Raw genomic sequence first — 12,911 nt, 5'->3', positions numbered from 1 at the left:
ATGCGTAACGCATCCTGCGGCCTGATCGCCGCGCTAATGATCAGCACGGCCCTGCCAGCCACGGCACTCGGCCAGGACGGCGACGCCGTCGATAATATCCTGGCCTGCCGCGGTATTGCCGACATCTCCGCCCGACTGGCCTGTTTCGACAGCGCCGCAACCGAGCTTGCGACCGCGCGCAGCACCGGCGATTTGCTGACGGTGAGCCGTGAGGATGTCGAGGCGGTCGAGGGCGACAGTTTTGGCTTCGCCATGCCGAGCCTGCCCCGCCTGCGCCTGCCCTCGCTCGCCGCATTTGGCGGCGCCGGATCGCAACATGACGCCCTGGCCCCGATTCCGGGCGACGCCGCAGCCCCGGCACCGGCCCCGGCCGCTGCACCGGCCGCTGCGCCGGCCCGCGCGCCGTCAACGCCGGACGAACCGGCCGTCCGGCCGACCCCGGCTCCTCTGCAGGCCCCGATACAGACCCCGGTACAGGCCCCGGTACAGGCGCCTCCGGCCCGGGTCGCGAGCGCCGAGCCTGCTCCGGCATCGGCCTCGGTGGCGCCGAGCGAAGAACCCGGTGGCGTTGCCATCCTGGAACGGGCTGATGACGGCGACGTCTTCCGCGTCTCCATGGAGATCGAACGCATGCGCACGGTCGGCTACAATACGGTGATCTTCGAGATGGCCAATGGCCAGGTCTGGCGCCAGGCCGATTCCGGACGGGTTCGTCTCCCGCGCGGCGACGGCCATGTTGCGGAGATCCGCCGTGCGGCGCTCGACAGCTACCTGCTGCGCATCAATGGCGAAGGCCGCGCGATCCGGGTCCGCCGCGAAGAATAGCGACAGCCGGCTTCCATGAGAAAAGGCCGCCGGGATGATCCGGCGGCCTTTTTTGTTCGTCCTGCGCGCCCTGCCCGTCGGTGCATGCGGCGCGCGCGGGGGCTAGCGGTCCTTCGGATCGATCGCGTCGCGCAGACCGTCGCCGATGAAGTTGAGGCAGAACAGGGTCACCATCATTGTCACCGCCGGGCCGATCAGGGTCCAGGGCGCCGGTTCCATGTCCTGGGCACCGGCCGAGATCAGGCGGCCGAGCGAGGTCAGCGGTTCCTGGACGCCGAGGCCGAGGAAGCTGAGGAAGCTCTCGGCCAGGATCACGACCGGGATCATCAGCGTGACATAGACCACCACCGGGCCCAGCACGTTGGGGATGATGTGGCGCTGGATGATCTTGGGCCGCGACACGCCGGCGGCATGGGCCGCCTCAACGAATTCCATGCCCTTGAGGGCGATCGTCTGGCCGCGCACGATGCGGGCCATGGTCAGCCATTCAACGGCACCGATGGCCACGAAGATGAGGATGATGTTCCGCCCGAAAGTCACCATCAGGATGATGACGAAGAAGATGAAGGGCAGCGAATACAGGATGTCGACGAAACGCATCATCACCTGGTCGACCCTGCCGCCGATAAACCCGGCGGTGGCGCCCCAGGTCACACCGATCAGCAGCGACACGAAGGTCGCCACGATGCCGACCATCAGCGAAACACCGAGACCGACCAGGATCCGCGCGACCATGTCGCGCCCCTGGGCGTCAGTGCCGAGAATGTGCCAGTGATCCAGCGTCGGCGCGATCCAGACGCGGTCGCGATAAATGGTGTCGTAGTCATGCACCCAGAGCAGCTGGCCGACCGTGGCCAGGAAGACCAGGATGGCGAGCACGATCATCGAGGTGACGGCCGCCTTGTTGCGCATCAGGCGAACCCGCGCATCGTCCCAGAGCGACCGGCCCTGGACAGCGGCCTTCTCGATCAGCTCGGCCTTTTCCTTGGGAGTGTAAAGCGTCGTCATGACTCGTACTTCACCTTCGGATTGAGAACGCCATAGAGCAGGTCCGCGAGCAGGTTGAGCAGGATGATCAGGGTCGCATAGACGATGACCACACCCATCACCACCGTGTAGTCGCGCTGCAGGGCGGCATCGACGAAGTGCTTGCCGATACCCGGCAGCTGGAAAACGCGCTCGATGACCAGCGAACCGGAGATCACCGCCGCCGAAGCCGGTCCGAGATAGGAGACCAGAGGCAGGATGGCAGAGCGCAGCGCGTGGCGGATGATCACTGCCGGCGCCGACAGGCCCTTGGCGCGGGCTGTCCGGATATAGTTGGAACGCACCACCTCGATCATCGAGGCGCGCATCAGGCGGGCAATGATGGCGATCTGCGGCAGGGCCAGCGTGATCACCGGCAGGATGAGGCGGTCGGGTGTCATGCCGTAGCGCGGGTCAAGCCCGCCGGTCGGCACGAGTCCCAGATAGAGACCGAAGACCAGCGCCAGAATGGGACCCATCACAAAGGGCGGGATCGATATGCCCACCATTGCGAAGGTCATGACCGAGAAATCCGTACCGGTGTTCTGCCGGAGCGCCGCGATCGAGCCGAGCAGCGTGCCGAGCGCGATGGCCAGCAACATCGAGAACAGGCCGATCGTGGCAGACACGGGGAAACCTTCCGCGATGATCTCGGCAACATTCTTGTCGCGCAGTTTCAGCGACGGTCCGAGATCGCCCTGAAAGAGATTTCCCATATAGTCGAAATACTGGAATATCAGTGGCTTATCGAGACCATAGCTGGCCATGATGACCTGACGTGTCTCTTCCGGCATCGGACGTTCGAGATCGAACGGTCCGCCCGGAGCGACACGCATCATGAAAAAGGCGACCGTGATGATCACCAATATGGTCGGGATGGCGACGCTGAAGCGCCTCAGTACAAATCCAAGCATGAAATCTTCGGCTCAGTCCAAGTTGCGCGCAGTTTCAATGCGCCACGCGTGATGTCAATGAAGCGTCTGTTGCTGTAATGCAGCATCCTGCACGGCTGGCGGGGGTAGAGGGGCTGTCCGGGACAGCGTGGGCATGGGTGTCGCCTCACTGACAAAAAACTGGACCAGTATCAGCGCCAGGATAAGCCAGCCCAGCCGCAAGATGCGCTTGCCTAGAAATCGACCGGCGTTCACATTCCCCTCCCGTGATCATGACGACACACACCGATCACGCAAAAACCGCGCCGTCCGTGACCCGGAGTGAATTGCAAGTGTCCGGCGAATGCCTAGGATGCAGCGCGTCGACGACCGAGAAAGGCCAATCCATGCACAGTGCGCTGTGGTGGCGAGATTTCGAGTTCCAGGACGGCATTGTGACCGTGAAGAAGACGGGCGCCCGGCTTCCGCTCAAGCTGGGACTGATTGGCGAAGTCCTGTCCTGGTTCCCTTTCTACTTCGTCGTCGAGGGCTGGCGGATCAAGTCGGCATTCCGCCGGGGTCCGAAAATCTGGTTCGCGCCTGACCGGCCGCGTCCCTGGTATCTGATCTGGTCGGTGCTGCACGCCGCCGGTGCCCGCATCGCGCGCCATCCCGGCGAGGCGGATGCGGTATTTGTGTTCGATGATTCCACAACTTGCCAGCCCTGCAATGTACCGCCGGATGCCCGCGTCATCAACCGGGACTGCCAAAGCATCGAAAAGAGCCATGTCGCCGCCGTGTTCGAACAGGCATTCGGCTATTCGCTCTCGGTTGACCCCACGACGTGGAGCGGGCCGATGGTGGAGAAGTCCGAACTCAACGGCGCCCATGATGGCCGTGTCATCCAGGGCCCGATCGACAGTGCCAGGCCGGGCCGGGTCTATCAGCGCGTGATCAACAACACCGTCCCCGGCAATATGGTCGAGGACCTGCGCTGCGCGACGATGGACGGCCACATCCCGCTGGTCATCCGCAAGCGCCGCCAGATCGCCACGCGCTTCTCGAACTCGAACGACGAAATCGAGTGCGCCGAGACCGACGATGTCTTCTCCGCGGAGGAAAAAGCCCAGCTCGCGGCCTTCACCCGGGCCATGGGGCTGGACTGGGGCGGGCTTGACGTGCTTCGCGATCGCGAAGACGGCAGGCTTTATGTCGTGGATGTGAACAAAACTGATATGGGTCCTCCGGTCGCAATGCAGTTGGATGACAAGATCATAGTCACCCGACGGCTGGCCGCGGCATTCCTGGAATTCCTCGGCCACCCGAAACCGGAACCGGTCAAGCAGGCATCATGAGTTCAATACCATTCGCAAGAGATTTCGACTTCGAGTACGGGCGTTGCGACACGCTCTCCCCCCTCATCCGGCGCGTCGTCGCTCCCAATCCCGGCCCCTTCACCTATACCGGCACGGGCGTCTACATTATCGGCCATGGCTCGGTTGCCGTGATCGATCCCGGCCCGGTTGACCCGGCCCATATCGAGGCCCTGGACGCGGCGCTCGAGGGCGAGACCGTCAGCCACGTCTTCGTCACCCATCACCATCTCGACCATTCGCCGCTGGCTCATCCCCTGGCCAAGCGCCATGGCGCAAAAGTCTACGGTTTCGGCCCACAGCAGACCGAGCCGGCCGGCGGCGAAGTGCGCATGGAAGCGGGCGATGATGTCGGCTTCCAGCCGGACATCCAGGTCGCCGACGCGGACATGTTCCACGGCAAGGGCTGGACCATCGAGGCGATGCATACGCCCGGTCATACCTCAAACCATGTCTGCTATGCGCTGATCGAGGAAAACACGCTGTTCTCGGGCGATCATGTCATGGCGTGGTCGACCAGCGTCATCAGCCCGCCGGACGGGCATATGGGCGACTACCTGCACCAGCTGGCACGGGTGCGCGACCGCGAATTCGCCAGGCTTTGGCCGACCCATGGCCCGTCGATCAACGATCCCCGCCCCTTCATCCAGGCCTATATTGATCACCGGCTGGCCCGCGAGGACCAGATCCTCGCCTGCCTCGCCGAGGGGCACGACAATATCCGTGACATGGTCGCTGTGATGTATGCCGATGTCGACAAACGCCTCCACCCGGCCGCCGCCCATTCCGTCCTCGCCCATGTCATCCATCTGGTGGAGCTGGGCAAAGTCGCCAGCGAAACCGTTGACCAGGTCGATCTGACGGCGACATTCAGGCTCGCGGAACCGGCCTGAGCTTGCGCAAAATGCGGACAGGTAGAATTAACGCCGCGTGTTAATTCTGCCTGTCGCCTTTATTCCACGGCCTCACCGCGCATCGCGGCCAGGAAGCGCTCGACGCGCTTGGCATTGCGGCCCAGATCATGGACCGGCTGACGGGCCAGGGAGCGGATATCGACACGGGCACGCCCGTCCTCAAGCTCTGTCACCCGGACCGCGATATCGTCGCGGAATCCGAACATCAGGCTCTCGGCCCCGGCCTCGAACATGCCGGCCGCATCGGACGCCGTGCCGATCCGCCAGCCCTCGTCACGGGCCACCACAAGGGCCTCGCGGAAGACCGTGCGGGCGTCGCGCTCGACGATGAGGCTGGTGATCTCGGGATAATAGGACTGTTGCATCGCAGCGCCAGACGGATCGAAGTCGAGCGGGCGCTGGGCATTGCCGCGGCGCGCGGCATAGGCCGGCGTGAAATGGGGCGGGTCCTCGAAATCCGTCGTCACATCGAGCACAAGCGGCCGACTGTCGGCCAGCCCGTCAAACACGACACGCCCGCCATAACCGCCGATGGCTACGAGAAGTGCGAGGATCGGCACGCTGATCACGCCGAACCAGCGATGCGCGAGCAGGCGATGGGTGATGACCAGGATCGCCATCATGCCGCCGGCGATGGCACAGGCCAGGATGAGTTTCGGGCCGATATCGAGCGTCATCCAGTTCAGCCCGAACGCCCAGCCCCAAAAGCCCAGCTTGGTCCCGAGCGCAGCGACCAGGAACCACAGCGGTGTCAGGATGGCGAGTGGTGCCGTGATCCAGCCCAGCGGCTGGATGACCAGGCGCAGCATGTCAGTCAGACGTTCCACTTTTCGGCCCCCTCAGGCGTTCGGCTCAGGGATACAACCGGCGGACCGTCCAAGTCGACCCCAAATCGGGCCTGTCAAAAAACATTCTATCATGCAGGCGGAAGGGCCGGTCGCGCCAGAACTCGAGGCTCAGCGGACGGATGCGAAAGCCCGACCAGTGCGACGGGCGGGGCACTTCGCCCAGGCCAAAGCGGGCCGCCTCGCGGGCCACGGCCTTCTCCAGCGCAAAGCGGCTTTCCAGCGGGCGCGACTGTTTCGAGGCCCAGGCCCCGATCCGGCTGTCGCGGGCCCGCGAGGCGAAATAGGCGTCCGCCTCCTCGGCGCTGACCGGCTCGACCGCCCCCCTCACCCGCACCTGACGACGCAGCGACTTCCAGTGAAAGCACAGCGCCGCCTGCGGATTCTCGGCCAGCTGGCCGCCCTTGCCGCTTTCCAGATTGGTGTAGAAGACGAAACCGTCGGCATCGACATCCTTCAAAAGCACCATGCGCACATCCGGCAGGCCGGACGCATCCGCCGTCGCCAGCGCCATCGCATTGGCATCATTGGGCTCTTTCTTCTTCGCATCGGTCAGCCATTCGGCAAACAGCGCAAAGGGATCCTCGCGATCGAAGATTTCCACCGCATTGGCGTCCGCAGACTTGGCATAGGCCTCGGCATCGGGGCTGGGCGGGATGAGTTTGTCGTCGGACATGGGCGGCACTCCACAGGCGTCTGCGCCTAGGTAAGCTCCTGACCCGGCACGTCAAGCTGTCCCGGTGCGCCAACCGCCCGCGGACGGAGCAGTGCCGGGGCAGTTCCTGGCAACGTCAAGCACGCGCACTGGTTCCCGATTGGCCGCTGGAACAGTGGCGCCCCGCGCCCACCCCTCCATAGATCGCTTGTCAGCCAGCAGGCCGTATCCAGTTCTTCAGCTCAAGGGTGAAACCGCGAAGCGGCCGCGTTGCGGCCCTTGACCTGAAGAACTGGATACGGCGACCTCTCGGCAAGCGGTTTAGGGTGGGGTTTGCGCCGGGCGCGCAGGGGTACAGAGAGAGATTAATTGTGCCGGTCCCGCTTTTTGGGAAGCCTGAAGTGATGTCAGCTCGCCTCAAAACGGTTTTCTGCGTGCCATCGCAGGAAACCCTTGTCTGGAAAATCAGTGGGATTGTCGGGCAAACGCAGCCTCTGCCCATTAAGGCGGCGGTATTCGTTTCCGTTGTTGAAAACCGTTCGAACCCTGTCGCTGACCACAAAGCGGAAGTCGTCATCAATCATCGCGTAACCGGCATCGAACACACTGTGAATATCTCGCCTCAATAGAATACCGTTCGATCGGGTGTGCTGCCCCCCTTCGGCATAGGGCTTGATATGCGCCGCCTCCAGAGCAGGTAAAACTCGGCCATCGGTCAACGCACACTGGTGCTTGTAGGCTTCTATGACAGAGATCCGGAACGATCCCTGTCCCAGACGCGGCAAGACCAGATGGGGGCCGCCGAAACGTTCGGCTGCCTCAGCCATACCGCTTGCAACCTGATGAGAAGACAAAAGCTGATCCAGTTTGTTCCAGAGGGCTGCGCCCTCTGGCTCCCCTGTCGAGAACGTCTTGCCGCCAACAATGTTCTTCGACCAAGATGAAGGAAGCTCTGACCAGTTCCGTTGGTCGAGGAACACCGGTTGCGTTAGAACCCTGCATCCGATCAAGCTTTGCGGGCCGACGCGTTCATCTTTTCGATAGTTTTGAATGAACGCTACAAAGTCGGTCAGGCTTGCAACGCCGTTTGCCTGCCCGAACGCGTCCCAAGCAATCTGGATTGGCAAAATGGTTGCCGTCGATAGGACACCGAATCCCCCAATAACATTTCGCGGTGATTTCAATCGAAAAACAAAGAATTCGCCGGGGGTAATTGCTCGAAAATTTGTAGCGCTTGGCTGCCAGAAGTTCACTTCGGAATGTGGAGAGCTCCGATACAGAAAATCGAACCATCGGTTATCTGTGTTGGAAATGAAGAGATTGACCATATTTCCCGAAATACCTCATGAACCCAAGGGCAAGGCTACGAGCAAGATGCCGATCTGACAAATGACCTGAGACCTTCCGGCGCAATCGAAAGGGACAGACACAGCTTCCGATTTTTCAGAAATAGCAGGCTATCTCGAAATCGCGGCTGTCCAGCCTTCCCGCCCGGCAACGGCCCCCTCCCCCGCGTCAACCTTTCGGGAATCTTCTTGCGTTAAAACAGCAGCATGACATCGCGTGTTGAGAGTATGGATGCTGCGTTTGCCGTGCTGGGCGTCGCCCCGGCCGACGGCATGGATGCCGCGCGCGCATCCTTCCGGGCGCGGGTCAAGACGCTGCACCCCGACGTCACACCGCCAACACAAGCGACCCTGTCCGAACTCGCCCGCATTGTCGCGGCGATGGAGTTCATCCGGACCCAGGCGCCGGTCTGCCTCGAAGTCGAGATCACGGCCGAACAAGCCGTCCGGGGGCTGACCCGCACCTTGCGACACGGCGACACGCCGGTCCTGGTACGCATTCCCGCCGGAACACGCGACGGCACCGATCTGCCCGCCGTCGGCGAAGAGCGGGTGCGCATCCTCATTCGCGTCGCCGCCGCCGGTGAGGCGCCGGTCGAACAACGACCCGATTTCCCCGATGCCGCGGATCTCGACGCCTTCATGCATGAATTCTCGCGCCCCTCGGTCAATGCCCGCCTGGCGCGCTGGATCCGCAAAGCGCAGTCGGCTGCGTGACGTAGCCGAAACCTGTGTCTAATCTGCCCCGACAGCAGGCGGATACATCATGTCTCACAACACGTTCGGACATCTTTTCCGGGTCACCACCTGGGGCGAAAGTCATGGGCCTTCGATCGGCGCCGTCGTCGATGGCTGTCCGGCCGGCATTCCGCTGAGCGAGGCGGACCTGCAGCCCTTCCTCGACCTGCGCCGTCCCGGCACCTCCCGCCATGTCACCCCGCGCCAGGAACCCGACCAGGTCCGCATCCTGTCCGGCACGTTCGAGGATGACCGCACCGACGGGCCGGTGACCACCGGCACGCCGATCGCGCTGATGATCGAGAATGTCGACCAGCGCTCGAAGGATTATGGCGCCATCCGCGACAAGTGGCGCCCGGGCCATGCCGATTACACCTATGACATGAAATACGGCATCCGTGATTATCGCGGCGGCGGCCGCTCCTCGGCCCGCGAAACCGCGATGCGCGTCGCGGCCGGCGGCATTGCCCGCAAGGTGATCGGCGACGCGATCTCGATCCGGGCCGCTCTGGTGCAAGTGGGCGAGCGCGCCATCGACCGGTCGCGCTGGGACTGGGACGAGGTCGCCAACAACCCCTTCTTCTGCCCCGATGCGACAACCGCCGCCCTGTGGGAAGCCGACATGGACGCGCTGCGCCGGGCCGGCTCCTCGACCGGCGCCATCGTTGAAGTCGTGGTCTCCGGCGTCCCCGCCGGCTGGGGCGCCCCCGTCTATGCCAAGCTCGACAGTGAACTGGCCGCCGCGATGATGACCATCAATGCGGTCAAGGGTGTCGAGATCGGCGCCGGTTTTGCCTCGGCCGCCATGCGCGGCGAGGACGCGGCCGACGAGATGCGCATGGGCGAGGACGGGCCGGTTTTCCTGTCCAATCATAATGGCGGCGTCCTCGGCGGCATCTCGACCGGGCAGGATGTGGTGATCCGCTTTGCCGTCAAGCCGACCTCCTCGATCATGGTCGAACGGCGCACGCTGGACCGTGACTTCGAGGAAACGGTGATCGAGACCCGCGGTCGCCACGACCCTTGCGTCGGGATCCGCGCCGTGCCGGTGGGAGAAGCCATGGCTGCCCTGGTTCTCGCGGACCAGAAACTCCGCCATGCCGGCCAGGCCGCCTGGTAGCCGCATCGCGGCCTGCCCGTTCAGTCAGTGGTCTGATCATGAAGGTGAACCCCGCGTTCATGTTCGGCTCATGCGCGAAATCCTACCGTTGGGGCATATTGGCCGGAATTGCCCGGCGAGACCCCTTGGAGGAAACCCGCATGCAGCAGCTCAAGCGCAAATGGCTTGGCGCCTCGCTCGCGTCACTCATCCTGGTCCCGGCCCTCTTCGCTGCGGCCCCGGCTGAAGCACAACGCCGCGACGGCGGTGATGAAGTCCGCAGTGAACGTGGGAATGGCTCCGGTCGGGGCGCCCGCCAATTCGAGCGCCAGCGCCGCGACGCCGCCCAGCCAGACCGTGAACGTCAGGGGTCCAGAGGTGATCGACCGCGCCGTGACGCAGGCCCCGCATCCCGTCCGACATCTCCCGCGCGCCCCAGTCCTGACGCGCGGCCCGGTGGCGGGCGTCCCGACACCCGGGCGCCCGGCGGTAACCGTCCCGACGCGCGCGGTCCCGGTCGGCGCCCCGATACAGGTGGACCCGGTGGCGGGCGTCCCGACGCGCGCGGCCCCGGGCGGCGTCCCGATACGCGTGGACCCGGTGGCGGGCGTCCCGACGCGCGCGGCCCCGGGCGGCGTCCCGATGTTGGCAATCCAGGGCGACGTCCCGATACGCGACCCGGCCGTCCGGGCGGAGACAGGTTTGACCGTGATCGCCGGCGTCCCGATGCCCGTGGACCGGGTGGCCACCGCCCGGGTTCACGGCCGGACCGAGGCCGTCACCCCGATGCATACCGGCCTGGTCCAAACCGGCCCGGAGCCCATCGTCCCGGCCATCCGTCACGTCCTTTTGCCGGACACAATCCCCGTCGCTGGGAGTATGCGCAGCGGCGTCACAATTTCTACCGCGACCAGAACCGCCACAGCTCGCACCGGCGCTGGGTACGGCACATGAACCATGGATGGTCGAACGCGAACCATTACGGGCGCTGGGGACCGTCGAGCCGCTGGCGCTACCACACGCGCTATTATGATTATGGCTATACAAGCCGCCAATTCGCCTATTACGACGGCATCTGCCGCTATAACGGCAATGGCGATGGCGCTGTGATCGGCGCCTTGCTCGGCGCGATCATCGGTGGCGCTGCGGCCGGTGACGACAATGTCGGAGCAGGCATCCTGATCGGGGCCGGTTTCGGTGCCGTACTGGGCAACAGCCTGGGCCGGCTCGATGAATGCGATCGCGCCCAGTATCACTATGCGATGAATTATGCCTTCGAATACGGCCAGCCCTATTACTGGGGCAATCCCTATTCCGGTGTCCGCGGTGCGATCGTCATCCGTGAGACCTATTACAATGCCGGCGTCGAATGCCGCTGGGGTGATGCCGAGGTCTACATGCCCGACGGCACCTATAATTACGACCGGGTCCGGATGTGCCGCGATCCCTATGGCGACTGGCAGGTTGCCGCCTACCAGTAGGCCGGTACCAGACACGAAATCCCGTGTGCGTGGGATTTCCAGAGGGAAAGGGCCGGTCCATCGCGGACCGGCCTTTTTCTTGCGTGATGTTCATGGAACCGTTCATCCCCGGCTCATCGCCCGGTCGTTAAACATGGGATCAATACCGGCGCCCTTGCGCCGGACCCGACGCGCAAAGGCCGAATCCGGGCCGATCCTGAACTGGAGGTAGAGATGAAACTGCTGACCCCAACACTTCTCGCCGCAACGGCCCTGAGTGTCGCCCTGCCGTCCATGGCCCAGGCCCAGGCCTATCAGGACTGCGAATCCGAACGCCAGGGCCGCCAGGTCGCCGGCGCCATCATCGGCGGCATTCTCGGCGCCGTGATCGGCAATGAACTGGCTGATGACAGCAATAACAACCGCCACTCGCGCGACAGCCATTGGGGCCGCGGCGGACGTGGCGGACATGGCAGCTGGGGCCGCGGACATCGCGGCTCGCGCTATCAGCACCGTGATCGCGGCAACGCCGAGGAAGTCGGCACGATCGCCGGCGCCGGCGTTGGCGCCCTGATCGGCGCCGGCGTGGCCGGTGGCGAGGACTGTGGCAATCGCGGCCGCGTCAACCAGCCCTATTACGGCGACAAGCCGGGTGCCCGATATGAGGACACCGGCTATGGCAATGACCCCTATTATCAAAACGATCCGTACCAGGCCGGATACGGCGATGACGCCTATTATGATGACGGCTATGCCGACACATATGGTTATGGCTCGTCCGGTGAACTACTCGGCGGCGCCGAGCGCCGCGAGCCGGCCCGCGTCTACAACGCGTCATCCTATGACACGAACTCGGCCACCGGTGCCTGCCACTGGTCGCAGACCCGCCGCATGGACGCCTATGGCCAGACCGTCACCGACCAGGTCTATATGTGCCAGGGCACGGATGGCATCTGGCGCCCAGCCGACACATACGGCCAGTAATACGCGCCTTGAGGCCGCGATTGCGGCGATTCAGGTTTGAAGTGTGCGGGTGGCGGCCATAAGGTATTCCCTGTTGCCGTCACCCCCTTCGATCGGACTGTCCATGACCGCGCGTACCGAGACGCCCTCCAGCCCCTCGAGGCCTGCCCGCACGGCCGCAACCGCGTCGTCACGCGCCCTTTCGCTTTTCACCAGACCGCCCTTGCCGATCAAGGCCTTGCCGACCTCGAACTGGGGTTTGATCAGCGCGATCAGATCGCTGCGCGCCGCGCTCAGTTCCAGCGGCCGCACGATGACCTTGAGCAGGGATATGAAGCTGGCATCGCAGACCAGCAGCGAAGGCGGCTCGGAAAACATCTCCGCCGCCAATGACCTGGCATCGGTCGACTCCAAGGACGTGACCCTGCGGTCAGCCTGAAGCGAGGGGTGGAGCTGGTCCCGCCCGACATCCACCGCATAGACATGCCGCGCCCCGCGCGACAGCAGGACCTCGGTAAACCCGCCGGTCGAGGATCCGACATCAAGACAGACCCGGTCCGCCGGATCCACTGCGAAAGCATCCAGCCCCGCGACCAGTTTGAGCGCCGCCCGGGACACCCAGGGATGCGCCGCCTCGGCGACAATCTCGGCCCCCTCGGCAATTTTCTGCGACGGCTTGGTGACCTTGACGCCGTTGGCCGACACCTTCCCGGCGGCAATCGCCGCCTGGGCCCTCGCGCGGGTGTCGAAATGACCGTGTTCGACAAGATAGAGGTCTGCGCGCATGGGCGGGGT

General features: G+C 64.2%; 13 protein-coding genes. 7 read left to right on the top strand and 6 right to left on the bottom strand.

The window, feature by feature from the left end; genetic code table 11:
- The gene (locus QZZ02_RS02775; protein ID WP_291842144.1) at nt 1-825 is read left to right on the top strand and encodes a hypothetical protein; all 825 of its coding nucleotides are present in this window, start codon (nt 1-3) and stop codon (nt 823-825) included.
- Between the two features lie 102 nt (nt 826-927).
- On the opposite strand, the gene QZZ02_RS02770 is transcribed toward QZZ02_RS02775, so the two are convergent.
- Nucleotides 928-1,833 (bottom strand): ABC transporter permease subunit, encoded by a 906-nt coding sequence (locus QZZ02_RS02770; RefSeq protein WP_291842142.1) that lies wholly within the window; start codon nt 1,831-1,833, stop codon nt 928-930.
- Nucleotides 1,830-2,765: an ABC transporter permease subunit gene (locus QZZ02_RS02765; RefSeq protein WP_291842140.1), complete on the bottom strand. Its 936-nt coding sequence runs from the start codon at nt 2,763-2,765 to the stop codon at nt 1,830-1,832. The genes QZZ02_RS02770 and QZZ02_RS02765 overlap by 4 nt, the downstream gene beginning before the upstream one ends.
- Before the next feature lie 365 nt (nt 2,766-3,130).
- Here QZZ02_RS02765 and QZZ02_RS02760 point away from each other — a divergent pair, with 365 nt between their 5' ends.
- On the top strand, nt 3,131-4,078 hold the full coding sequence (locus QZZ02_RS02760; RefSeq protein ID WP_291842139.1) for a hypothetical protein: 948 nt from the start codon (nt 3,131-3,133) through the stop codon (nt 4,076-4,078).
- A complete protein-coding gene (locus QZZ02_RS02755; RefSeq protein WP_291842137.1) occupies nt 4,075-4,989 on the top strand; it encodes an MBL fold metallo-hydrolase in 915 nt (304 codons plus the stop codon). Before QZZ02_RS02760 ends, QZZ02_RS02755 begins: the two co-directional genes overlap by 4 nt.
- A gap of 59 nt (nt 4,990-5,048) precedes the next feature.
- Here QZZ02_RS02755 and QZZ02_RS02750 read toward each other — a convergent pair whose 3' ends face one another.
- From QZZ02_RS02750 to QZZ02_RS02740, 3 genes are all read right to left on the bottom strand, one after another.
- Nucleotides 5,049-5,837, bottom strand: a complete 789-nt coding sequence (locus QZZ02_RS02750) for a DUF1499 domain-containing protein (protein WP_291842135.1) — start codon at nt 5,835-5,837, stop codon at nt 5,049-5,051.
- 25 nt (nt 5,838-5,862) lie between these two features.
- Entirely contained in the window at nt 5,863-6,531 is a 669-nt protein-coding gene (pdxH, locus tag QZZ02_RS02745; RefSeq protein ID WP_291842133.1) for a pyridoxamine 5'-phosphate oxidase, read from the bottom strand.
- 386 nt (nt 6,532-6,917) lie between these two features.
- On the bottom strand, nt 6,918-7,838 hold the full coding sequence (locus QZZ02_RS02740) for an HNH endonuclease (RefSeq protein ID WP_291842130.1): 921 nt from the start codon (nt 7,836-7,838) through the stop codon (nt 6,918-6,920).
- A gap of 225 nt (nt 7,839-8,063) precedes the next feature.
- On the opposite strand from QZZ02_RS02740, the gene QZZ02_RS02735 reads away from it, so the two are divergent.
- From QZZ02_RS02735 to QZZ02_RS02720, 4 genes are all read left to right on the top strand, one after another.
- Nucleotides 8,064-8,573 carry a hypothetical protein gene (locus tag QZZ02_RS02735; RefSeq protein WP_291842129.1) on the top strand — a complete coding sequence of 170 codons (510 nt, stop codon included), beginning with the start codon at nt 8,064-8,066 and terminating at the stop codon, nt 8,571-8,573.
- Between the two features lie 49 nt (nt 8,574-8,622).
- Entirely contained in the window at nt 8,623-9,714 is a 1,092-nt protein-coding gene (gene aroC / locus QZZ02_RS02730) for a chorismate synthase (RefSeq protein WP_291842127.1), read from the top strand.
- Nucleotides 9,715-10,643: 929 nt separating this feature from the next.
- Nucleotides 10,644-11,174, top strand: a complete 531-nt coding sequence (locus QZZ02_RS02725) for a glycine zipper domain-containing protein (RefSeq protein ID WP_291842125.1) — start codon at nt 10,644-10,646, stop codon at nt 11,172-11,174.
- Nucleotides 11,175-11,387: 213 nt separating this feature from the next.
- Nucleotides 11,388-12,137: a hypothetical protein gene (locus tag QZZ02_RS02720; RefSeq protein WP_291842122.1), complete on the top strand. Its 750-nt coding sequence runs from the start codon at nt 11,388-11,390 to the stop codon at nt 12,135-12,137.
- 30 nt (nt 12,138-12,167) lie between these two features.
- Here QZZ02_RS02720 and QZZ02_RS02715 read toward each other — a convergent pair whose 3' ends face one another.
- Entirely contained in the window at nt 12,168-12,902 is a 735-nt protein-coding gene (locus QZZ02_RS02715; RefSeq protein WP_291842120.1) for a TlyA family RNA methyltransferase, read from the bottom strand.
- Nucleotides 12,903-12,911 lie beyond the last annotated feature (9 nt).

The sequence above is a fragment of the Maricaulis sp. genome, assembly GCF_015665295.1.
In the GTDB taxonomy this organism is placed as follows: Bacteria; Pseudomonadota; Alphaproteobacteria; order Caulobacterales; family Maricaulaceae; genus Maricaulis.
The sequence above is the reverse complement of the archived record's forward strand: the minus strand, read 5'-3'. Positions and strand labels throughout refer to the sequence as shown.